Below are 24,347 nucleotides of genomic sequence, written 5' to 3'. Positions count from 1 at the left end.
CTTACATTCCATCCTATTTAACTTGCATTTGGTTATGCAGCAAGATTTAATGTCCACTCCCTATTTTATCATTCTTATACAGTAAATAGATACCTTGAGCGTCACTTTTCCAACATTTGAATGGCCATTTCAACCAGAATCCTACCTTTGAACTATCCTAAAATCCGGCATTTTTACTGGGATACCATCTTCTAACCCAAACAAAAAAACCGGACGCTACACACGCCCGATTTTCCACCTATGATTATTTGATTTTTTTTACCTCAACATATAAAACATGATGGCCATCCATCTCTGTGACGGTAAAATTATATCCTTCAAATTCAATTTGGTCACCAACGGCAATTTCAAATCTACCTGTCAGGAACCATCCTCCCAAAGTATCTATATCATCTTCAGGTAATTGGATGGCAAGGGTATCATTAACATCTTCAATTAACGTCTTTGCATCAAAAACATAATGTCCCTCATCTACTTTTTGGATAAGTGGTCGTTCATCCTGGTCAAATTCATCACGGATTTCCCCGACGATTTCTTCAAGTATATCTTCCACCGTAACTAGACCAGCTGTACCACCATACTCATCAGTCAAAACAGCCATATGAATCCGTTCCTTCTGCATTTTCAGAAGCAAGTCATGGATAGGGATAGTTTCCAGAACCCGTATCACGGGTGTAACGAAACTATCCACCGTCAATTCCGAAACATTCTTCTCGGTGATGGTCGCTGTATAAAGACGTTTAATATTGACCATTCCCACTACATTATCCTTATCACCATCTATGACAGGGTAACGTGTATACTGTTCTTCTTGAATGAGCTCCACAACTTCCAATAGTGGCATTCCTATTTCAATAACGGTCATTTCCGTTCTTGGAACCATGATTTCATTGGCATTACGCTCATCAAATTCAAAAATTTGATTTACATATTTATATTCCGATTGATTGATCTCACCACTTTTGTAGCTTTCCGATAAGATAATCCGCAGTTCTTCTTCCGAGTGAGCCATTTCAGTCTCGGAAGCCGGCTTTAATCCAAACATGCCTGTAAGGACACGTGCCGAACCATTCAATACCCAGATGAATGGGTATAATATGCGGTAAAAAAGAATCAATGGCTTAGAGAACAGTAACGTTATTTCCTCAGCCTTTTGAATCGCAACCGTTTTTGGCGCAAGTTCACCAATAACAACGTGTAAGAATGTAACGGACGCAAAAGCAATCACGAAAGAAAGAATGTGACTTAACGATTCCTCGACACCCCATCTATGGAAGAGGGGTTCAAGAATAGCCTCCACTGTGGGTTCACCCAACCAACCCAATCCTAATGCAGTGACTGTTATCCCCAGTTGACATGCAGATAAATACTCATCGATATGTGAAATCACTTTTTTTGCTGCCAGTGCACTTTTATTTCCCTCTTCAATCAATTGATTGATGCGGGAACTTCTGACTTTAACGATTGCAAATTCCGAGGCAACAAAAAATGCGGTTAATGCTATTAATACAGCTACTGCTAATAATTTTATAAATATCTCCAATATGTTCGGGTTTACCACCGATTCCTTATCCTAGTTACATGAAAAGAATCAATAGTTCAGTCCCAAGCACCTCCTGTATAAATGGTGATTTCTATTATGTCAAACGAAATATGAATGTCGTATCCTAAACCATTTAGTGAAATGCCCTTAAGAGTAATATGCACCTTCGTGCAATAAACTATCGGGATAATTTTCTTTAAATTAACAACACTAATAATGATTGAATCAACGCAATGCTTTCATGAGAAACCTGTTTTTTAAGAAGAAGTTCATTTTTTCCATCCTTTTCAATCAGGCTAATCACTTCCCGCAATTCCTCATTCAAGCCATCCATTTTACTTTTTAGTTGAAGTCCCGTTTCCTCGATTTCAGTAAGGGGCTTCGCATTTGGTTTTACAAGTTCTTTTATCTCTTCCAAAGAAAAGTTTTTTCTTTTATATTTCTCAATAAGGCGTAATCGCTCAAGTTCCTCAACTGAGTAATAGCGGTAGTTAGAGGCGGAACGTTCTGCTTTTAGCAGACCCTTATTCGTGTAATAGTCCACCGTTCGCTTCGTAACATTTGCCATGCTTGCCAGCTCACCGATTTTCAATGTCTCGTTCCCAATATAACCCCTCCCAACCGTCACGTGATGGTTTTGGCCTTCTGGAGGACTACTCCATATCCTACCGTGACATTTTCACCTATTCTCTAATCCTACAACATTTCTATTCTTTTGAAAAATATTTATTATGGATTACCTAATAAATATAGAAAGGTATTTACCTATACCCTTCTATATAGACAAAAAACCGACTATCATGCCAATAGTCGGTTTACTATATTTTTATGATAATCGATTATTTTTTTGTTTTTGTTGAGAATGGATTACTCAGTATTTTGGGACCGCATTGGCATAAAGAAGAGTGTTTTAATCTTTTTATTGGTGTACCGCATGTTTCACAAACTTTTGCTACCATCATACCGTCCTCCTTTTTATTTCATATTAGTATTATACTACCTCTCTTATAATAATCAATACTAAATTAAAATAATTATAAACTAAAAAGTTCCCCTTCCCAAATCATGTATAAACAGATAAAATAATATAAAACTCATCAGAAAGGTTGGTTTTAAATTTGTCAGATAAAATTCATCCCATTCCGCGTCCTCTAGTCCGAACAAATCAGTGGGTCATATTTTTAAGCGTAGTCCTCGCTTTAGCAACCGGTCAAGAATGGATACTGGCCATACCTTTAGTAGCGGGGCTATCTGGTCTTCTTTTACATTTTAATCCGGTTATGCGCCTTGCAAAGCTCTTTCTGAAGAAGGACCCCTCTAAATACATTCCTGAAGATCCTGCACAGCAACAGTTTAACCAGGTTATTGCAGTGGTTTGCCTAGGTTTCGGCTTACTCTCCTTCTTACTGGGCTTCAACGTTATCGGCTATGTGCTAACCGTAATGGTCGGGATGGCCTCATTTATTGCCATCCTTGGATTCTGCATTGGTTGCTTCATCCTTTATCAATGGAAACAATATACTTATCGCCGTTCTCTTCATTAAAAAGGGAGGCCTGACATTAATCATGTCAGGCCTGCTTTTTTATGCAACTGCAGAATTATTCTTTTTAACCCAAATCGCAGCCACTATAATCAGGAGTAACAATACCATTTGAGGTACTATCGTTTCCACTGTCGGATAAAGGCCGATCCATTCAATGAACGGGAACGTGTGAAGTGTATGCGTCTTAATCACTTGAGAAACTTGAAGTGCATGGATGGAGACACCAAGAATCTTAAATGCCAATGCATAGATGAAGATCGTCGCCACTTTGAAAAAGACCGTCATCGGTAGCTTAACGCTGTAACGGAGCATGACGAAACCAATGACCATCAATAGCAAGCAGGCAATCAATATCCCGGTCAATAGCTGTTTCAGTTCCATATACGGAGCCATTCCGGCATAAAAGATGATCGTCTCCGCTCCTTCTCGGAAAATCGATAGGAAACTAATTAACGCAAAAGACAAGATACTGCCTGTTGCAATAGCATGGTCCATTTGCTTGCCGATATAACGGTTCCATGCATGGATGTTCGATTTACTATGAAGCCACATTCCGATGGTCAGCATCATTAGCACTGCGATTATGCCCGTGATTCCTTCAATATACTCCCGGCTTGAGGCAGCGGTAATCTGTGAAAATACAATATTGATAATAACGGCAAGGATTGCACTTGCTGCCAAGCCAGCCCCGACGCCAGACCAAATCCACTTTTGTTTGTCTGCCTGTCCAATTTTCTTTAGGAAGGACAACAGTGTTGCCACGATAAGGAGTGCTTCCAATCCCTCACGTAAAAGAATCAAGGCCGCATCCCATGTCGTATAGCTCGTATCATCAATTAAAGGAAGTAGTCGTGCATGTAAATCGGAAACGATTTCTTTCGCTTCCTTTGCTTGTATCTTCTTCGATTGCAGTAAGCTAATGGCGGTTGGTACCTTAGTCTCCATGTCACTGTACAGCTTACTGTCCCTCGTAGAAACTTCTCCTTCGACATTTGGCCAAATCATTAATACTTCATTCAACTGGTCAATTGCCGAATTGATATCGTTTCCTTCCATATCCTTAACACTACTTTGTAGAAGGTCTGTTACATCGCTCAACGTATAAGTCTGCTGGTCTTCTTTTTCTACCTTGCCTTCCAGAAAGCCTTGAATTAGCCCTTTCAGTTCGTCAAGATTAGTTCGTGCCTTTTCTGGATCTGGAGGATCCTGCGTGATGGCTATCCGAACAAAGGCCATATAGGTTTCCATCTTACCGTACGAAGCAACACTTTCCTCCCGTACTACAAGTTCCGCATTATTCCATTGATTGAGGAGGTTTTGATACTGACTTTTAGCTTTGCTGAAGTCCTCTTCGCTAATCGTCGCATCTAAATCATCGATTAATGGAAGTAACGCTTCTAGGCGATCTTTATAATCGGTTTTATCAACCGGATTTTCTGCCGTATCATACTGAACAAGGGCACTTGATAAAGCGGATAACTTCTTTTTCATTTCTCCTGCGTCTTCTTGATTATTCACAGCGTTTTTCAAAGACAGTAATGAATCGTCAACTTTTTTGGCATCCTCACTGTCCGTTTTTATCACATTCCAGTCCTTTTCAAAAAGAGAGAGATTACTGGAAACCGATTCAAGATCTCCAGACTTCACTTTCATTAGGCTGTCTCCAATATATACGAAAAGCTGATCGTGATTTTCCCCGGCTGAAACACCTGGTATAGCAGACATTAAAAATATGAAACTAGTTAATAAAACGAACAATCCCGTTCTCCATTTAAAAACAGACATGACAAACTCCCCTTTTATGATAAAAACCGCCAACCCGGATTCCCATCCATGCTGGCGATTTTATGGTCTCTCATTTTACTAAATTCATCCGAAAAGGGACTCCCCGATATAGCCACCTTTTTTTACACCCGGCAAGCAAGCAAATATAGCGCTCCCCCGGTGGATGATATATTCATTTAACTTATCATTCTTTGAAAGACGTTCTTGCATCGGGATAAATTGTTTACTTGGGCTTCGTTGGAAACAAATAAACAGAAGCCCCGCATTGAAGCTTCCAGTCTTAGGATCCATTCCATCAGCATATGAATAGGGACGTCGCAGAATCTTAGCTGTTCCATCACCACGGGATAGGATCATATGGGAGTTTTCAGGAATGACCCGATTTCCGTTTTCATCCTTAACATGTTTATCAACCGTATCGAATTCATTCTTCATCCCTAATGGGGCACCGCTGTCACGATGACGACCAAATGTATTTTCCTGCTCTTTCAACGTGGTCCGATCCCACACTTCAATGTACATTTGAATTCGGCGGACGACCATATAGCTACCGCCTGCAAGCCAAGAAGGGCCATCCCCCGGCTTTACCCAGACATGTTGGTTCATCTCACTGCTTTTCTTCGTATCCGGATTCACGGTTCCATCTTTAAAACCAAACAAATTACGAGGCGTCGTTTTTTGAGAATCAGCCTTTTTCGTACGTTGAAAACCTGTTTGAGCCCAATGGATAATCGTCTTTCCTCTACCGATCCTCACAAGATTCCGGACGGCATGAAACGCAACCTGGAGATCGTCTGCGCAGGCTTGAATGCAAATGTCCCCTCCACTCCATGATTCTTCTAAGGCATCTAAAGAAAACGAAGGAAGATCTTTCAATTCGGCAGGTTGTTTAGACTTCAAGCCAAAGCGGTCTTTCCCATTCTTCGTAAATAGACTAGGACCTACTCCAAAGGTGATCGTCAAGTTAGAGGGGGATAATTCTTCTACTTCCCCTGTATCTTTTGGTGGCATGCTCCTGTTCGAGGAAGCTTCGCCTACCGATTTGCCAGATGTCATCTGGGCCGCCGCTTCTGTCCAATCTTTAAATAATTGAATTAAGTCTGACCTTTTTTCGGATGTCACTTCTAACGAAGCAAAATAAAGATTATCCTGAGCTTCTGTAGTGATTCCCGCTTGATGAGGCCCATAGAAAGGGACAGTATCATTCGTTTGTCCCTTTGCCTTTGAGTCAGATAGAGCTAGCATCCCGCCTAGGCCCGATGCGCCTATTACAACTCCAACCCCACCGATGCCAGCTGTTTTCAACATATCACGACGGCTTACCTTTTTGGAAAAAAGTGAAGTTTCGTCATTTGATATTTGTTCTTTCAATTAAGACTCCTCCATTACAATTCCTATTTGCGAAAGTGGCTCAGCTAAAGCATCGATAGCCTGGCTTAATGATTTAACCTCGGATTTTGTTAAATCCGTATAAGAAACGTATCCATCACCATCTTTATGTTTTTCAAGCAAGCTGTAAACTCCGGCAAAACGCTCTTTGATTTCAGTTGTAAGCGCCTCGTCTTTTTCCTTAAGGGCAGGTGTCAATAATTCATATATTTTTTCAGCGCCCTCTACATTTGCAACGAAATCATACAAATCCGTATGAGAATAGCGGTCTTCTTCTCCAGTCACCTTGGATGTTGACACTTCATTAAGTAAATCAACGGCCCCAGTGATTAACACATCAGGTGTTACTTCTACTGTTTCCACTTTAGCACGCAACAAATTAACGTCCTTCATTAATTGTTCAGCATACTCTTCATAACCCTTTGTTGTGTTTTCTTCCCATAACCCCATCTCAATTCGGTGGTATCCGCCCCACTCTTTTTCCTCAACATCACCCTCACGCGCATCGATTTTAGGATCAAGATCTCCAAAAATTTCAGCGATAGGTTCAGCGCGCTCATAATGCATGCGAGCCGGTGCATATAACTGCTTCGCTTTTTCAATGTCTCCAGACGTTACTGCCGTCGTGAATTCTTCCGTCGCTTTTACAAACTCTTCTATTTCACCTATCGCAAATTCCCGATAGTCGTTGGATACACCATCCAGCGCACTCGCACTTGTCTCCTTAGCATCCACCTCTGCAGGCTTGGTTTCTTCATTTTTCTGCGAACACCCAAATAATAGGCTGGTTGATAATAAAACGGCTAAGGTTGCTTTCGTTTTCATACTCTAAACTCTCCCCTGAAAATATATATTAATTCTAGATTTATATTAGCAGTAGTGAGAATCATTATCAATATATATTTTGTTCCAATTTACATTTCAGTTATCAAGGTAGACCATACTTTTATAACCTTATTTGGTGAATAGCTTATGGGGACAAATAATTACTTATTTCAAGAACTCTTTTCGTTCATTCATTAATATTTCATTTTCTTTTTCCATGATTTTCGTAATATCTTCAATAAATCGAAGAATGATCGTGAGTTCTTTATCTTCATAGGACGTGCAAAGATCTTTTGTGGCTGCAGATAGTGAATGATAATGTGATTTAATCTGTTCTTGCCTTGATGCTATGGGGACAATCTTTACCCGTCTACCATCTATATGATCTCTTTCCCTTTTTACATAGCCCGATTTTTCAAGACGGTCGATGAGCGTCGTGACCGAGCCTGTGCTCAACCCTGTAATCTTCGCCAGCTCTCCAGCTGTAATAGGGCCCGTTTCATTCAATATTTCAGCAGTCTTTAAATCCGTGTGAGCCACACCTATTTTGTGAGCCATATTCTGTTGGAACAATACAGACCTCATTCCGTACCTTTGCAGGCTCCGGGTTAAACTCTCTAAAAGGTCTGAATTCAACCCATTATCACTTGACATAAAATGCCACCCCTTTTACACTTGAATTTATCTTGATAATCAAGATAAATATTTAGTTTCCATAATAGTGATTATCATTCATTCATGCAAATGAATAAACGAATTGTTTCATAAAAAGGGAGGAAAAAACATTTTGGAGAAACAACCAAAACATCAAAAGTTTATAGTTGCCGGACTGTTATTGGGAATTTTGATGTCAGCAATGGATAATACGATTGTTGCAACCGCCATGGGGACGATTGTTTCCGATTTAGGCGGGTTCGATAAGTTTGTCTGGGTGACATCGGCCTATATGGTCGCCACGATGGCAAGTATGCCGATATTCGGCAAACTCTCCGATATGTACGGTCGGAAGCGATTTTTCATTTTTGGGCTTATCGTCTTTTTAATTGGGTCTGCCCTATGCGGCATGGCTCAAAGCATTGTCCAGTTAAGTATTTTCAGGGCCATTCAGGGTATTGGTGGAGGTGCCTTGATGCCAATTGCCTTTACCATCGTCTTTGATATTTTCCCACCTGAAAAACGTGGGAAACTTACCGGCCTTTTCGGGGCTGTATTTGGAGCATCTAGTGTATTAGGTCCTCTATTAGGAGCTTATATTACGGAGTATGCCAGCTGGCATTGGATTTTCTACGTCAACGTTCCAATCGGCTTCATCTCGTTATTCTTCATTCTTCGTTATTACAAGGAAAAGGCCAATACGCATGAACAGAAAATCGATTATAGCGGGGCCGCGACTCTCGTTATCGCTGTCGTCAGTTTAATGTTCGCCCTCGAGCTTGGTGGCGAGTATGGATGGACTTCATCTCCTATCCTTGCTTTGTTTGCAAGTTTTGTCGTGTTTTTTGTTTCATTTTTCTTTTTCGAAAAAAGGGCCAAAGATCCCATTATCTCATTATGGTTATTTAAAAGGCGGTTATTTGCAACGTCTCAGATCTTGGCAATCCTATACGGCGGAACGTTCATCATTTTAACTGTGTATATTCCGATTTTCGTGCAGGCTGTTTATGGAGGTTCGGCTACCAATGCAGGGTTAATCCTAACCCCAATGATGCTGGGGTCCGTTGTCGGTAGTGCTATCGGGGGAATATTCAATTCCAAGACCAGCTTCCGCAACTTAATGACGATTTCCGTCGTTTGTTATTTTGCAGGAATGCTATTATTAGGAACGTTAACCCCGGAAACCAGCAGGACACTACTAACGTGTTATATGATTCTTACTGGATTCGGTATGGGCTTCTCATTCTCCCTTCTACCGATCGCTTCCATCCACAACTTGGAACCGAGGTATCGTGGGTCTGCTAACTCAACCAATTCATTCCTCCGTTCGTTTGGGATGACATTAGGCGTTACCATTTATGGGGCGATACAGAACAACGCCTTCACAAGTAAGATGGCGGATGCCTTTAAAGGAATGCAAGGCGGGCCGGAAACATCTGTTCTTACGCAGGATCCACGTCAGCTATTCCAGTCAGATGCGCGTGCCCAAATCCCAGATATGATCCTGGATAAAATCGTGTATGCCATGTCTGATTCGATATCATTAATCTTCACTTTAGCCCTGATTCCTATTGGTTTGGCAGCAATCGTTGTTTTCTTCATGGGAAAAGCAAGAGTAGAAACGTCACCAAAGGAAAAAACGTCACACTAAATGTTTAAGCGCTGGATTTCCAGCGCTTTTTAAAGTTTTCATTTAAGAAAATCGGGTATCCTTTTAATAAAACAACATTCTTTCAAGAATGAAAAATTTTAGTTTGCCGAAATACAATTATGCCACTAAAATGATAAGTAACACATTAACCGATCGAGGTGAAGATTTTGAGAATTGTCTGTTTCGGAGATAGTTTAACAAGAGGTATCTCCTACGTTAAAGGCCGGCTTCGCATCATTAAAGAGAATTACCCAAGCTCTTTAGCGAAGTTGACAGAGTCCTTGCCATTCGTTGAAGTTTTGAATAAAGGGGTCTTTAATGACAATTCTGACTTGCTAGTTAGCCGTGTCCAGAAAGATGTCATGTCAGAAAATCCCGATATCGTATTGATAGAAGTCGGTGGTAACGATTGTAATTTCCATTGGGAGGAAGTCGCGAAGAATCCTGAAGGAGACCATGAGCCTATCGTTCCGATTGAACGGTACCTTGAAAATATCACTCAACTCGTCAAGCAAGTTCAGGACAAGCATGTCACACCCTTTCTTTTAACTCTTCCCCCACTGGATCCCGCCAGATATTATCGGTCGATTGCCAATCGGTTCGGACCATCCATCGGACATTTTGTCTCTCAAGTCGGTGGGATTGAACATTGGCATGGCATGTATAACCGCCAGTTAAAAAAACTGGCCGAGGATTTGAAGGTGCCATTGATCGATGTGCGTTCTTATATAAAGTCTGCCGGTGATCTGGACCATTTAATCAGTGACGATGGCATTCACCTTACGTCAGAAGGATACCAGCATATGAGCAAGGCCATATTCAGTGATTTACAAAAGCATTTGACAACGGAAACACTGTCACAACCTTAAACAAGCAAAAAGGCAAAGCATGGGGGCTTTGCCTTTTTTCCATTATAAGCTCTTCACTTCCACATTTTCTGGAAGCTTGAAAGGATTTTCGGAATTGATTCGGTCATAAAACATCATTCCATTTAAATGGTCCAGCTCATGTTGAAAAACAATCGCTGCAAATCCTTTCAATCGCATCTCGATTTTCTCTCCATTGCTGTCCAATGCTTTAATTTTCACCCGCTCATAACGTGGCACATATCCTTTGATATCACGATCCACAGAAAGGCAGCCTTCACTTTGAGGTAAGTAAATCATGGATGCCGAATGGCTGACAATTTTCGGATTCACTATAGCATATTCGTAAACCTTTCCTTTTTCATCTGGAAAATACATAACGAACATTCGTTTATTCAGGCCAATTTGGTTGGCTGACAAGCCTACCCCTTCTCGTAAGTGGTACTTCTTTTGAAGTTTAGGATCTTGGCTGTTTTTTAAATACTGCATCATGCATTCTAATGTTTCTCGGTCTTCGTCAGAAATTGGCAGGCTAACTTCATCAGTCACCTGACGCAGAATTGGATCGCCTTCCCGAACAATATCCTTCATCGTAATCATATAATCCCTCATAAATTTATTCATAAATGTTCAACTCATCTACCTTTATATTTTTTCATCACTAAGACCATTTCACTTTAGCATTTCATTTTTAAAAAGTCTATCATGCAGGTTAACAACTGGATGTCCACTATCCGACTCAGTCCTTAGAGAAAAGCGGCACCCATCACATAAATCAAAACATGGAAGTATTTACCTTTATTTTTAGGACTTATGACCTATGGCTAACGCGTTTAAAAATTTTATACTGAATATATATTCTTAAAGGAGATGAAATATTGAACTCGAACTCAAAATTAGTTTCGAAGTTGCTGCCGTTCATAACGGTGTTCATTGTGATAATTGGTGTTATATCTTGGTACGTTGTGACTCAGTCAAAAGAAATGGTCGTTCCTTTCTCGTCCGTTGAAAAGACCATTCAGGCCCAAAATGGTGCCCTCGTCTCTATTGAAGAAAAGCGAAATGGAACACTTCATATCACTACACCAGAAGGTAAATATGTCTCTAACATCCCTCCGAACAGTCAAATGGTCAACAAACTAGTCGAAACTTATAACGTTCGCTATTCATTTTCATCGACAAATAAGTCTGCATTATGGATTTTAGGCGGATTGCTGGCGGCACTAGTCACAACCGCAATTATTATACAGAAGAAATCAAAAGGCGGTTTACGCGTAAAAAGCAAGAAACAAAATATCTCTACACCTAGAGCACTTCCCGATATAACCTTAGCCGATATAGGTGGTTTGCAACCCGAAATCAAACAAGAGATCCTGCAAACCCTCACCACTCTAAAAGAACCGGAGCGTTCAGCTAAAATTGGGATCAAGCCTCCACAAGGCATCTTACTATACGGTCCTCCAGGAACCGGGAAAACATTATTGGCACAGGCCATTGCAAAAGAATTGGGCGCCAACTTCTTTTCGACTAGCGGTTCGGCCTTCAATGAAATGTTCGTTGGAGTGGGGGCAGCTCGTGTACGTAGCCTTTTCCAAAATGCCCGGAAACAATCACCTGCTGTCATTTTCATCGACGAAGTGGACGCATTGGCCGGTAAACGGAAAGCCCATGGTGGGGAAGAAGCTGAAAAAACCTTGACTGAACTTCTTGTCCAGTTAGACGGAGGCCATTCAAACGAAGGCATTCTATTCGTGGCAGCCACAAACAGAAAGGACATGCTTGATGAGGCATTTCTTCGTCCAGGCAGAATCGATTTCTCGTTCCAGGTGCCGATTCCTGATACAAACGGAAGAAAAGAAATCATTGCCATTCATACAAAAGGGAAGAAACTGGCGGCCGATGTCCTTTCTTCCTTGGATGAATTAGCTGAGAGTACATCCGGGTTCTCCGGGGCGGATTTACGTTCCTTGTTTGAAACAGCTTCTCGTCATGCGCTACGTCATGATCAGGAAATGATTCGCAAACAAGATCTTGATTACGCGATTGACCGGACCATTCTAGGGGCTACTTCCCGAACGTTGAGCGATATGGATACAAAGCGGCGGGTGGCCATTCATGAAAGTGGACATGCCCTGATTGCTGCCCTCACTAAACCGGGTTCTGTTCGAAAAGCGACCATCATCCCTCGTGGCGAGGCCCTTGGGTATGTGGCTCCGATTCCTAAAGAACTTCATTTAGCTACGGCAAGTGAGTTGCTAGATCAAGTGAAAATGATTTTAGCAGGCGGTGTCGCAGAAAGAATGTTTCTTGGTGAACATAGTGTCGGAGTTGGTGGCGACGTTCAACAGGCAAAGCATTTACTTGAACAGATGGTCGATACGGGCATGTTGCAAGACGGCTTCACCTTAACATTCAATAAAGGTGAGAAAGAACAAAAAATGCAAGCCCTTTTCACCCAGGCCATTCAAGAAACGGAAAAACTGATCGAATCAAACCGTCCACAATACGAAGAGCTTGTAGAGGTCCTGTTGAAAAAAGAGACGATTGACGGCACAGAGGTCCAAAATATAGTGGATGTACAAGAGCCAAAGGTTCTTTCGTTTTCATAAGGTCTTAATATATAGGCAAAGAACCCAATCTGAATGTTCAAATTGGGTTCTTTTTTTGATGGTCCTTGGTCTAGCTATGAATAATGACCGGATTTTTCCTACTTTTATGACTGCATCCCATTGAACAATATTTATTTGATGCAGTTCTTGGTTTAAAGGGTCGATTACATGATTCACAATGTCTTATTGGATATTTTATATAAGCCTTTCCCTTACACGGTTGAGAGCAATACTTAGCATCTGCATTATAGCTTTTGAATGTCTTGTCACATACTTGGCAAGTATACTCAGCCAAAATCCCATCCCTCCTTTGACGCGATCAATAAAGTATTCAAATAATCTTTTGATATCGTTTGGGAGAAGAGAGTTCAAGATTCATGGTGCTATTATATTTATTTTGGACAAGACTAATGGAGATCGCCGCAATAAAAGCGGGAATCGCAAAGCTGAGGAAGTTTATATAAATAGGCAACTCCCACTCGATTAACAGCCCACCGATTGTTGGTCCCACTATAGCCCCAAACCTACCTATACCTAATGCCCACCCCAGTGCTGTCGACTTTATCTGTGTCGGATAGAACATGGAGATATAAGCATTGTTTAAATTTTGCGATCCAATTGTCGCAGCCCCTGCTATTGCCACCAAAACATATAGAAAGAATGACCCTGGTTTAAAACCGAGGAGGAGCAAGCAGACCGCGCCTATACTGAAGTAACTGATCAACACTCGTTTTGAGCCAATTCGATCTGCTAGCCAACCCCCGCATACCGAACCGACGATTGCTCCAATGTTCAAGCAACAAAGAAACAGCAGGCTGGAATTCAACGGATAGCCTGCTTTAATCATCAGTTGAGGCAACCACGTACCCAATCCATATACCATCAGCAATCCCATAAAGCATGCGATCCAAAACATGATGGTGGATCTTCCACGGCGATTCTCGAAGAGCTTTACCACTGGAACACCGGAAGTTGATAAATTCATGATAAATCGATCTGCATCATGGGGAACATAGGAGGGATTTAAACGAGCCACTATTCCCTTCGCTTTTTCATATTCTCCCTTTTCCACATAATAATAAAGGGATTCAGGTAAAGATTTAATTAAAAAGGGAATGGCCAATAAGGGAATGGCCCCTATGAAAAACATCCATTCCCATCCCAACTCCGGAATGACCTTCATTCCGAAAAGAGAGACTAATATACCTCCAATCGAATATCCGCTGAACATGATACCCACCATCATATTCTTAATCGGCTTGGGAGAATATTCAGAGGTGAGCACCACCAATAACGGCGGAATGCCGCCCAAACCAAGCCCTGCAAGAAAACGGTATATCGCAAAATCTACCGGTCCCTTCGCTAAACCTGTCAATAGAGTAAACGAACCAAAAATAGCAACACAAGCTATGATTACTTTCTTTCTCCCTACTTTATCCGCTACGATCCCGCAAATAAGTGAGCCTATTAAACCGCCTACCAACGTCAAACTCCCTATCAATCCCAAGATGCCCGGTGATGTCCCCCACTCTTGACTTAAGGTTGGAATGACGGCTCCATAAACGACTAGATCATATCCATCGAAAAGGATGAGGAAAATACACCATAGTAAAACAGTTAAATGAAAAGAGTTAAACTTACTCCCTTCTATAACCTGGGCAACATTAATTTGTTTCACATTTCATTCCTCCATCAGTAATAGGATCTATACCAGATTCAGGCCAAAGGCCATTGTTTTTATCTCGTCCCTATCTAAGCACCGTTTTCCAACGCCCTGTACATATTCAGGAATGAACATTCAAACTCTCGCATACATCCTGAAACGTGACACATGTCGGTTCATTTCTAAATTGATCTGCATTGGCATGATGGGCGCAAACAGATAAACAGTAGTGATTGTCTATTGTGTACTGTCTGCATATGTAATCCCTAATCTGTCTTTCTGTTTCCATATCTGTGATTTGGATGGATCCATTGCTACACTTTTTCATAGAAAACCCCTGTAATGGCATGGATAAGCCTTCACCAACCGCTTTCACATAACTCTCTTTCAAGGTCCAGATGTCATAAAAGGCTCCAAGGCCGCCTTCTCTATCATTCAAAACGTATTGATACTCTTCTTTAGTAAAAAGCTCTTTGGCGAGGGGTAAATCAAATGGTCCTATGTATTCTATATCCACACCCACTGCGTCATCATGAACCACACACACTACATATTCACCAGAGTGGGAGATATTATAGTGGAAGGAAGGAAAGTCACATAAAAACGGCTTGCCATATTCATTCGTTTGAATTCTCAGTTCCCTATCCATCGAGCCGTATCGTTCTTTTAATGCGAAACGCACCAACAAATCCCCAATCAGGGAACGATATGCATCATCAGTCTTCACAAACCTTTTCAATCGGCTCTGCCTTTCTTTTGAAACATGAACAAGCAAATTGTCCATACCCGCATTTTCCCTGCTCGCAGGCAATTTACAACTATATAGTTCAATCACATCTAGCCCCCCTTTTATACTCTTCAAACAAATAAATAGGGGCCGCTGATTAGAATCACAGCAACCCTCTATTTCAAGCATCTCCATCTGGAATTTTGTCACTTACTCATTCTGACTGGTTCTGTCTTAGGAATTTCAGTCGATTGCTGACTTGGCAAGATGGTCTTAAAGTCTTCTTTCTTCAGACGTAACGAGATAGTAAGACCTATAACAAGAAAGACTGATGAGCCAAGGAGAGCATATTGATAGGATGTTAAGTTAATCTGTTCTATTCCGTTCCTTGCCACCTCGCTTGTCCCCAAGGCTCCCAACACACTCGCTAGTACGGCTACCCCAACAGCTGAGCCGAATCGATTCTGGACATTGAATAATGTAGTTGCCCTTCCCATCGATGCTGAAGTAATATTCGTGAAAATGGAAGACTGTACAGCAATCACTGCATGTCCCAAGCAGATGCCGACACTAAATAATAAGAGTCGTAAAGACCAAGGATTCGCTGTCGGACCAACAATACTGATGAGGACAAAGATTAAGGCCGTCCCAAGTAGCCCAAGACAGATCACCTGCTGGCCATTCAATTTCTTGAAAGTCCAAGGAATCATCCTGGATGCTACCATAAGCCCCAATGCCTCAGGAAAAGTGGCCAATCCACTATCCAGGGCAGAGGCATTCATGGCATTCTGATACATTAACGGGAATATAAAGAGCATGCCCATTAATGCTGCTTGCGATAATAGAGAAATAAGGCCAAGAGAACGGAACAATTTGTCCGATAATAAGCTTAAATCCAGCATGGGTTCCTTGACCCGTAATTCTCGCCATACAAACAAACAGACAAGTATGAAGCCAATCAGTCCCGTATACATAATGACTGGAGAACTCCATCCCTTTGAAGGACCGGTACTCAGTGCATACATGACCATCGACAAGCCGGCAGCTGATAACAGAAACCCTGTCAGGTCAAGCCTGCCGGCCGATGGCTCTTTATGTTCCTTCAAGAACAGCAAACCGATGAGGAAAGCGATGATTCCAAAAGGAATGTTGATATAAAAAGCCCAGCTCCAAGATAGCTGTTCCGCAAAGAAACCACCGACAACCGGACCAATGGCTGGTGCAAAGGCAATGGGCAAGACAAGGGTCCTTGACACTTTCATTCGTTCTTTCTGAGAAAATGTCCTAAATAAGATTGCCATTCCTACTGGAGTAAGGAGTCCACCGCCTGCACCCTGCAAGGCCCGAAATAAGGTCAAGGTCTCTAGGCTTGTCGCAAATCCGCATAGAAGGGAAGCGAGTGTGAAACCCCCAAGTGCGAATAGGAAAATTTTCTTGGTACCATATCGATCCCCAAGCCACCCCGATATAGGGAGAAAGACCGCGAGGCTTACTAAGTAGCCTATATTAATACCGCTTGTGGCTGAGGGGATGACATTGAATTCCTGGCCGATGACGGGAAGAATGACATTGACGATCGTGCCGTCCATCGAAACCATGAACATGGCAATCACATAAACCATGCAAACGACTAATTTAGGATTCTCGTGTATGCGCACGTTCACTTTACGCCATCAAGGCTCGATACGAGCTTTAGGCTCTTAGGCTGAAGATCCGTCCAGTTGGCATTAATATAGTCCAAGCAATTCTTTTTGCTTTCTTCTCCATAAATGGTGGACCAACCTTCTGGTATGTCCAAAAAGGCAGGCCAGAGGGAATATTGACCTTCTTCATTTATCAATACTTTATACGTACCATTCTCGTTCTCAAAAGGGTTAGTCATTATTCATCTCCACCTTCATTAATTAATGCGTAATTTTTTTTCATATTTGAAAACTTGTTTGCAATCACCTGTCCGATTTCCGCAAGTGGCTCAGGTTGACACATATCCTTATGACGGCACTCAATATCATGTTGTTCAATCAATCCATTTATATATGGTTTCCATGTATCCGTTGAAAGGCTAGGGAACCATTCTGGTATGAGTGTTGATTTAAAGAACAAAACATTACCATTGAACACTCCTGGTTCATATTCACCCATGATTCGAACAGAATTCACATAGGTTTCCTTCAGGTTAAGGATTGTCTTTTCTTCCAAACTAGCTAATGCACTTCCATCTTGGCGCAGAATTTCTATGGCACTAGCATCATCCAATGGCTTGTCTCCTAAACTATCAGGATCATACCCACCCAAGGCAAGCAGGGCGATCAATGCTTCCTCATCACCAGGAGCATTAGTAGTCGGCAAAAATTGACTTGGAAATGCATCCAGAATGGCCACAAGTTGGACTTCTTCCCCCTCGTTTTGCAGTTGGGTAGCCATGGCATGCACCACATTTCCACCCAGTGACCAACCCAATAAACGATAAGGGCCTTTTGGCTGGACCTTGCGGAGATGTTCGATATAATCCGCTGCCATCTCTACCAGTGTTTCCGGATAGCGCTCACGCTCAGAAATTCCCCGAGCTTGCAGTCCATATATCGGGTAATCTGGACCAAGAGCCGTCATTAGCCCGGCGTAGCACCAGCTCAACCCTCCCGCTGGGTGTATACAGAACAGCGGAAGTTCCTCGCCACTTTTGCGTAGTGGCAACAAGACATCCAAAGCACTCTGACTCGAACCCATTTCAAGCCTTTCTGCTAGGCCAGCAACTGTCGGCTCTTCAAATAAGTTTCCGATGCTCAACTCAACGCCAAGCGCTTCACGTATCTTACTCATCAGCTGGACGGCAAGCAGGGAATGCCCTCCCAGATCAAAGAATCCATCATCGATTCCAACGTGTGGAAGATCAAGAATTTCCATGAAAAGTTTACATAAGATTTCTTCCTGTGGGGTCCTTGGTCCACGTCCTGAAACGGCTGCACCGAAATCAGGTACTGGCAACGCCTTTCGATCCAACTTTCCATTTGCCGTCAAAGGCAAATCGGCCATTTGGACAAATGCAGATGGAATCATGTAATCTGGAAGGCTTGCTGCCACAAACCGGCGTAACTCGGCTGGATTGAAAACAGCATTTGCCGCTGGCACAGCATAAGCCACCAATCTCTTATCACCTGGGTGATCTTCACGAACGATGACGGCAACTTGCTCCAGATAAGGACACTGGACAAGTAATGATTCAATTTCTCCCAGCTCGATACGGAAACCGCGAATCTTGATTTGGTGATCGGCCCGTCCCATATAGTCCAATGAGCCATCAGCACGCCATCTGGCTAAATCTCCGGTCCGATACATCCTGGTTCCTGATGGACCGAATGGATTAGCAACAAAACGCTCTGCCGTCAAACCATGGCGCCCAAGATACCCGCGGGCCAAACCTGAACCAGAGACATACATCTCCCCAGTTACTCCTGCAGGTACCGGTTGTAGACTCGCATCCAAAATATACACCCCAAGATCCGGTATGGCACAGCCTATGAGACTGTTCGCCTTCACGGCGGTGACTTCCCTGTTAAGTTCCAGATAACTTACATGAACGGTCGTTTCCGTAATTCCATACATATTAATCAATCGCGGCGCAGTTTCCGGATGACGGCTATACCAATCCTCCAAGCGGCTTAGTTCAAGTGCCTCCCCACCATAAATCACATACCGTAACGTTAGATTCTGTCCAAGTTCCGGCTTGTTACGATCCGCCTGCATTAATTGATAAAAGGCAGATGGGGTCTGGTTAAGAACCGTGACTCCTTCATCCACAAGGAGCTGTAAAAACTCTTCTGGTGACCGGCTGGTTGAATGAGGTACAACTATAAGCTTCCCGCCATGAAGAAGCGCCCCCCATATTTCCCATACCGAAAAATCGAAAGCATAAGAGTGGAACATCGTCCAAACATCATCCGAATTGAACTGGTACCAGTCTTCTGTCGACCCAAAGAGCCGTACTACATTTTGATGGGGGACGACTACCCCTTTCGGTACACCCGTTGAACCTGAAGTATAAATAATATAAGCTGCGTTTAATGGTGATAAAGGCTGTTTCCGTTCACGATCTAGTGGGTTATCTGTTGAATATCGTGACATTTCCACTAACGTGCTCGGATCGTCCAATACAATTTGTTGGATATCATGCAGATTCGGAAGGCTAGTTGCCACACTGGAACTTGTAAGGACGTAGCTAGGCTTCGCATCCTGAAGCATGAAAGACAATCTGTCGATAGGATATTCAGGATCTAGAGGCAAATAAGCCGCCCCCGCCTTCAGTACAGCAAGTATGCCAACCACCATATCCAATGATCTTGGTGTGGCCAATGCTACAAATTGCTCCGATGCAACCCCTTTAGCCATTAGCAGACGGGCAAGCTGGTTTGCCCTATGATTTAGCTCTTCATATGTTAGGGATTCATCTTCATATACAGCAGCGATTTTATCTGGATACCTGTTCACTTGTTCTTCAAACAAAGCTGGTAAACAGGAATCAGGGATTTCTTCACCATGCTGATTCCAATCAACAAGAATTTCTTGACGTTCTTTTGGCTCCAATATTTCCAATCGTCCGATTGTCTGGTCCGGGTCCATTACAGCCCCCTCTAATACTCGTACGAATCGGTTAAGCATCCTTTCGATGGTTTCAGGTTTATATAGATCTGCACTATATTCAAGAAACCCGCTCATTCCATCCGGTTTTCCTGTATCATCATGCATTTCCCGAATCTCAATCGTCATATCGAATTTGGAAGTCCCCACACTATATAGCTCTAGGTTGGAATGAATGCTCGGAAGCTCTAGCTTTGGCTCAGGCGTATTCTGCAGGGCAAGCATGATTTGGAATAATGGATGCCTAGATCGTGAACGTGGTGGATTCAGTTCTTCTACCAAGCGTTCAAAAGGCAAGTCTTGATGTTCATACGCCTGTAAATCAACATTCCTTACCCTTTCAAGAAGTTCACGGAAAGTTGGGTCTCCAGAAGTATCCGTACGGAGCACCAAGGTATTAATAAATAATCCCACTATTTCGCTCAAAGCATCGTCGCTTCGCCCTGCAATCGGACTTCCAATCGGAATGTCCGTACCCGCTCCAAGGCGAGTAAGCAAGGTCGCAAGTCCCGCCTGCAATACCATGAATAAGCTGACTCCGTTTTCTCGAGCCACATCCACTAATCTACGATGCAGGACAGGAGAAATCATAAACTTCAATGTATCCCCCTTATAGCTTGGTTCGATAGGCCGAAGGAAATCCATAGGCAACTCCAACTGATCGGGAAGATTCGCCAGTGTCTCCTTCCAATAATCAAGCTGTTCTTTCACTAAGCTAGCTTGATCGTTCTCTTTTCCCAACAATTCTTCCTGCCAAAGCGCATAATCCGCATATTGGACAGGAAGAGGAGTCAAGTTAGGTACCTCTCCAAGAATCCTGGCTTTATAAGCCGCAGACAAATCTCGCGTAAGAGGGGTAAGGGACCATCCATCGGCTACAATGTGATGTAAAAGTAAAACTAAAACATGCTGATCCGGTTCCACTGAGAAAAGCTGAGCATAAATGGATGGCTCCACAGCGAGATTAAAGCTATAACGCGTAGCGACTGCAATCTCCGCATCTAGGTCCGCCGCTTTTACTCTAGTTATTAACAATTCAACCCGGGCCTCAGAAGGGTCAATGATGCTTTGATGGGCATTCCCCTCCGTTACTGGAAAAATCGTCCGTAACGTATCATGATGAGCAACCAGGTCATTGATTGCTGCCTCGAGAGCATTCGTATCAAGGTTTCCTGATAATTCTATGACCAACGGAATATTATAGGTTGGACTAGGGCCTTCAAGACTGTGTAGGAACCACAATCTCCTCTGTGCAAAGGAAAGGGGTATCTTTTTGGGCTTACTCGTTTTTTTCACGGGCAATCGTGCACTTTTTCCATTGGAGAGCTGTTTTGCAAGACCCGCCACGGTCGGTGACTCAAAAATCTTGCCTATGCCGAGTTCCACTCCGAATGTATTGCGTATTCGTGCCATCAGAGTTGATGCAAGGAGTGAATGCCCACCTAAATTAAAGAAGCTATCATCAATTCCTACTCTAGATAGACCTAGAACTTCAGCAAACAACTCGCTCAAAATTTCCTCTTGAGGTGTTCTTGGTGCTCGGTCTGAAATTAGCGAGTAGAAATCGGGCACTGGCAATTCTTTACGATTAAGCTTCCCATTTGGAGTTAGCGGCAACTCTTGCATCTCAACGATTGCCGATGGAATCATATAATCCGGAAGATTACTGCCCACAAATGCGCGAAGTTCCCCTGGATCCACTTTCGAATCCAGCGAAGGAACAATATAAGCCACAATTCGTTTATCACCAGGAATCTCCTCGCGAACAATCACGGCCGCTTGTAAAACCTCAGGATGTTGGACAAGCTTTGCCTCGATTTCTCCAAGCTCGATCCGAAAACCACGTATTTTAATTTGATGATCAGCGCGACTAATATAATCCAGTGAACCATCCACCCTCCAACGAACCAAATCACCTGTACGGTACATCCGGCTGCCCTTAGGACCATTCGGGTTGGCAACAAAACGCTCTGCTGTTAAATCCGGGCGACCTAAATACCCCCGGGCTAGCCCTTTCCCTGCAATATACAATTCGCCAACGATTCCGGGAGGGACTGGTTGTAAACCTGCATCGAGTACAAACACCTGTGTATTCCAAAGGGGTGATCCTATGGCGGGCATGCCTGTCTGACTGGAATCCAACTTTTTAGATGTCGACCATATCGTCGTTTCAGTTGGACCATATAAGTTGGTTACTTCACACCCTAAATCCTTTAATGCAGTGGCTAAACTAATGGAAAGAGCCTCCCCACCAACAAGTACCTTAAGCCCCTTGATTACATCTGGATAATTGGATACCATGGCATGCCAAAGCGTCGGTGTCGCCTGCATGATGGTAATATCATGTTCGGTAATGATGTCTGCCAACGCCTTGGGTTCTTGAATCTTCTCCTTGGCTGCAACGACGCAGCTGGCTCCATTAAGAAGTGGCAGGTACATTTCTAAACCGGATATATCAAATGCGATGGTAGTGACCGCCAGAAGCCTATCTTCTTGATTTAAGAAAAACTGGCTTTGCATGGAAGAAAGGAAATTAATCATGCCTTCTGATTGAATGACGACACCTTTCGGATTCCCTGTGGAACCGGATGTATAGATCATATAAGCTGAATTAAGAGGTGATAGGGCTCCATTCCTCTTTGACTCATCCACATTTCCATCGGAATATTTTCCTGATGAAAGAGCATGTTCTGCCTCATCCAATAAGATGAGTTCCGTTTCACCACCACTTGGTAGTTTTGAAGCAATTTCACGGTTTGTTATTAGACAAATAGGCTTCGCGTCGTTCAATATGTATTCAATGCGGTCAATGGGATAATCGGGATCGATTGGTAAATATGCAGCCCCTGTCTTTAATACGCCCAACATGACCACGACCATGTTCGCAGAGCGTGGTAAAGCAATCGCCACGAATTTTTCCGGACCTAGATTTTTTTCCAATAAAAGATGGGCAAATTGATTGGCACGCTTATTCAATTCCTCATAACTAAGGACCGTCTTTTCATCTACCAGGGCTGTTAGGTATGGGCTTTTAGCTACTTGTTTTTCAAACAGGCTTGGCAAGTTGGCAGGCGGAATCTCCTCGGCGGTTTGATTCCACTGATGCATGACCCTCTCACGTTCTTCTGGTAAAAGCACTTCAAGTTCCCCGATCATCTGGACCTCTTCTGCAGTGGCCACCTTCTCGAGCAACCTTAAGAATCGGGTATGGTGAATGCCTAGCTCTTCCAAATCGTACACTTCCGGGTTAGCATCCAAATCGATTCTTAATCCATTTCCATCAGACTTGTCATATATGTTTATCGATATGTCATCGACCGGGCCTGTGGCCAGCTTATGTGTAATGGCTTGATTACCCGCAAAGTCCAATCCATAATCAAAAGGCATGACATTGATTTGCGGACCGAATAATCTTTGATTATCTCCAAGAAGCTTAAGGTCACGGCGAAGTTCTTCATGTCTATAGTTTTGATGGCGGCGGATATGACGCACTTCGCTTGATACTTGCTTCACTACTTCCTTCAACGCCATATCCGGTCGAACGGTTATACGCAGGGGAAGTAAGTTCATCACCATACTCGGAATATTGATTGAAGCAGAGCCCAAACGCCCCATCATCGGCAGGGAGAGGATGACGTCTTCCGTTCCCGTCAGACGATGAATATATACAGCAGTGACAGCCATGGCCACTTCATGCCACGTCCCCGAATATTTATGAGCATTTTTTTTAAAGGATTGTGTGGCAACAGTCGATAAATAACCCGTTTGGCTAAGAAAACCGTTAGATGTCCTAGGAGCCCGTTCAGCAAGGCTCATGACTTCCGGTTGATCAGCAAAGCGCTCCAGCCAAAAATGACGATCGGCTTCGAATTTCTCGGACGCCCTGTATCTAGCATCTTCCTCCAATAGCTTAACGAAGGGACTAAAGGCTGCCTCCTCACATGGTTGACCTTGGACAAGTGCCGTATACAGCTTCGCCACTCGCTGCGATATTAGTGAAAATCCAAAGGCGTCCATAACAATATGATGAATCCGCTGATACCAGAAATACCGTTCTGGCCCGACCTTAAACAACGCTTGAGAGAATAGTCTGTCCATTTTTAGGTTAATAGGTTGAAGCAAGTCTTCTTTCATCCATTGTAAGGCCTTCTCTTCAGGATTATCTTGATCACTTACATCCAAGAATTGAAAAGGAATTTCATTTGCCTCACCCATGACTTGATAGGGTCCACTTTGGTCTTCCCCAAAGTGGATGTGTAAACTTTCGGCCTCCCTTACTGCCTGCATGAGCGCTGCTTCAAACTTACTTACTTCCATTTTCCCTTTAATCTCTATGTATTCACCCGTATTGTAAATCGGGTTATCCGGCTCTAGTTGCTGCGCAAACCATATGCCTGACTGTGCGCCGGACAATGCCATGCGAGTTTTTTGGTTCTCCATATTACTCACCTCATTT

General features: G+C 43.0%; 16 protein-coding genes. 4 read left to right on the top strand and 12 right to left on the bottom strand.

Going from position 1 to position 24,347, the window contains the following annotated elements; genetic code table 11:
* Window positions 1–244: 244 nt before the first annotated feature.
* Both ACIQXH_RS18615 and ACIQXH_RS18610 read right to left on the bottom strand, forming a co-directional pair.
* Window positions 245–1,543 (bottom strand): hemolysin family protein, encoded by a 1,299-nt coding sequence (locus tag ACIQXH_RS18615; protein ID WP_402875637.1) that lies wholly within the window; start codon window positions 1,541–1,543, stop codon window positions 245–247.
* 196 nt (window positions 1,544–1,739) lie between these two features.
* The gene (locus ACIQXH_RS18610) at window positions 1,740–2,171 is read right to left on the bottom strand and encodes a MerR family transcriptional regulator (protein ID WP_402959220.1); all 432 of its coding nucleotides are present in this window, start codon (window positions 2,169–2,171) and stop codon (window positions 1,740–1,742) included.
* A gap of 490 nt (window positions 2,172–2,661) precedes the next feature.
* Here ACIQXH_RS18610 and ACIQXH_RS18605 point away from each other — a divergent pair, with 490 nt between their 5' ends.
* On the top strand, window positions 2,662–3,087 hold the full coding sequence (locus tag ACIQXH_RS18605; protein WP_403080516.1) for a DUF4395 domain-containing protein: 426 nt from the start codon (window positions 2,662–2,664) through the stop codon (window positions 3,085–3,087).
* Window positions 3,088–3,126: 39 nt separating this feature from the next.
* Here the strand turns inward: ACIQXH_RS18605 and ACIQXH_RS18600 are convergent, their stop codons facing one another.
* The 4 genes from ACIQXH_RS18600 to ACIQXH_RS18585 all read right to left on the bottom strand — a co-directional run bounded on the left by ACIQXH_RS18600 (window position 3,127) and on the right by ACIQXH_RS18585 (window position 7,740).
* Window positions 3,127–4,872 carry an FTR1 family iron permease gene (locus ACIQXH_RS18600; RefSeq protein ID WP_403125236.1) on the bottom strand — a complete coding sequence of 582 codons (1,746 nt, stop codon included), beginning with the start codon at window positions 4,870–4,872 and terminating at the stop codon, window positions 3,127–3,129.
* 84 nt (window positions 4,873–4,956) lie between these two features.
* Window positions 4,957–6,243, bottom strand: a complete 1,287-nt coding sequence (efeB, locus tag ACIQXH_RS18595; RefSeq protein ID WP_403125233.1) for an iron uptake transporter deferrochelatase/peroxidase subunit — start codon at window positions 6,241–6,243, stop codon at window positions 4,957–4,959.
* Window positions 6,244–7,086 carry an iron uptake system protein EfeO gene (gene efeO / locus ACIQXH_RS18590; RefSeq protein WP_402875627.1) on the bottom strand — a complete coding sequence of 281 codons (843 nt, stop codon included), beginning with the start codon at window positions 7,084–7,086 and terminating at the stop codon, window positions 6,244–6,246. It lies immediately after the preceding gene.
* Window positions 7,087–7,251: 165 nt separating this feature from the next.
* Complete coding sequence (locus tag ACIQXH_RS18585) at window positions 7,252–7,740, bottom strand: MarR family winged helix-turn-helix transcriptional regulator (RefSeq protein WP_403080522.1); 489 nt, start codon at window positions 7,738–7,740, stop codon at window positions 7,252–7,254.
* A 133-nt stretch (window positions 7,741–7,873) separates the two neighbouring features.
* Here ACIQXH_RS18585 and ACIQXH_RS18580 point away from each other — a divergent pair, with 133 nt between their 5' ends.
* The gene (locus tag ACIQXH_RS18580) at window positions 7,874–9,391 is read left to right on the top strand and encodes an MDR family MFS transporter (RefSeq protein ID WP_403080524.1); all 1,518 of its coding nucleotides are present in this window, start codon (window positions 7,874–7,876) and stop codon (window positions 9,389–9,391) included.
* A gap of 167 nt (window positions 9,392–9,558) precedes the next feature.
* Window positions 9,559–10,260, top strand: coding sequence for an SGNH/GDSL hydrolase family protein (locus ACIQXH_RS18575; protein WP_403080526.1), 702 nt, complete (start codon window positions 9,559–9,561; stop codon window positions 10,258–10,260).
* Window positions 10,261–10,302: 42 nt separating this feature from the next.
* Here ACIQXH_RS18575 and def read toward each other — a convergent pair whose 3' ends face one another.
* Window positions 10,303–10,881 carry a peptide deformylase gene (gene def / locus ACIQXH_RS18570; protein WP_403080528.1) on the bottom strand — a complete coding sequence of 193 codons (579 nt, stop codon included), beginning with the start codon at window positions 10,879–10,881 and terminating at the stop codon, window positions 10,303–10,305.
* A 254-nt stretch (window positions 10,882–11,135) separates the two neighbouring features.
* On the opposite strand from def, the gene ACIQXH_RS18565 reads away from it, so the two are divergent.
* On the top strand, window positions 11,136–12,866 hold the full coding sequence (locus tag ACIQXH_RS18565) for an AAA family ATPase (protein WP_402959234.1): 1,731 nt from the start codon (window positions 11,136–11,138) through the stop codon (window positions 12,864–12,866).
* 331 nt (window positions 12,867–13,197) lie between these two features.
* On the opposite strand, the gene ACIQXH_RS18560 is transcribed toward ACIQXH_RS18565, so the two are convergent.
* From ACIQXH_RS18560 to ACIQXH_RS18540, 5 genes are all read right to left on the bottom strand, one after another.
* A complete protein-coding gene (locus ACIQXH_RS18560; protein WP_403080530.1) occupies window positions 13,198–14,544 on the bottom strand; it encodes an MFS transporter in 1,347 nt (448 codons plus the stop codon).
* A 106-nt stretch (window positions 14,545–14,650) separates the two neighbouring features.
* Window positions 14,651–15,364 carry a 4'-phosphopantetheinyl transferase family protein gene (locus tag ACIQXH_RS18555; protein WP_403080531.1) on the bottom strand — a complete coding sequence of 238 codons (714 nt, stop codon included), beginning with the start codon at window positions 15,362–15,364 and terminating at the stop codon, window positions 14,651–14,653.
* Window positions 15,365–15,462: 98 nt separating this feature from the next.
* The gene (locus tag ACIQXH_RS18550) at window positions 15,463–16,914 is read right to left on the bottom strand and encodes an MDR family MFS transporter (RefSeq protein WP_403125230.1); all 1,452 of its coding nucleotides are present in this window, start codon (window positions 16,912–16,914) and stop codon (window positions 15,463–15,465) included.
* 2 nt (window positions 16,915–16,916) lie between these two features.
* The gene (locus tag ACIQXH_RS18545) at window positions 16,917–17,138 is read right to left on the bottom strand and encodes an MbtH family protein (RefSeq protein ID WP_403125228.1); all 222 of its coding nucleotides are present in this window, start codon (window positions 17,136–17,138) and stop codon (window positions 16,917–16,919) included.
* On the bottom strand, window positions 17,138–24,331 hold the full coding sequence (locus ACIQXH_RS18540) for an amino acid adenylation domain-containing protein (RefSeq protein WP_403125244.1): 7,194 nt from the start codon (window positions 24,329–24,331) through the stop codon (window positions 17,138–17,140). Before ACIQXH_RS18540 ends, ACIQXH_RS18545 begins: the two co-directional genes overlap by 1 nt.
* Window positions 24,332–24,347 lie beyond the last annotated feature (16 nt).

It is taken from the genome of Peribacillus sp. NPDC097225 (assembly GCF_044761955.1).
In the GTDB taxonomy this organism is placed as follows: Bacteria; Bacillota; Bacilli; order Bacillales; family DSM-1321; genus Peribacillus.
This window is presented reverse-complemented; position numbering and strand designations above follow the sequence as displayed.

Bases quoted from the DNA above. Each gene is read 5' to 3' on its own strand.
- ACIQXH_RS18600 (WP_403125236.1), bottom strand. From the start codon at position 4,872: ATGTCTGTTTTTAAATGGAGAACGGGATTGTTCGTTTTATTAACTAGT.
- efeO (WP_402875627.1), bottom strand. From the start codon at position 7,086: ATGAAAACGAAAGCAACCTTAGCCGTTTTATTATCAACCAGCCTATTA.
- ACIQXH_RS18585 (WP_403080522.1), bottom strand. From the start codon at position 7,740: ATGTCAAGTGATAATGGGTTGAATTCAGACCTTTTAGAGAGTTTAACC.
- def (WP_403080528.1), bottom strand. From the start codon at position 10,881: ATGAATAAATTTATGAGGGATTATATGATTACGATGAAGGATATTGTT.
- ACIQXH_RS18545 (WP_403125228.1), bottom strand. From the start codon at position 17,138: ATGACTAACCCTTTTGAGAACGAGAATGGTACGTATAAAGTATTGATA.
- ACIQXH_RS18540 (WP_403125244.1), bottom strand. From the start codon at position 24,331: ATGGAGAACCAAAAAACTCGCATGGCATTGTCCGGCGCACAGTCAGGC.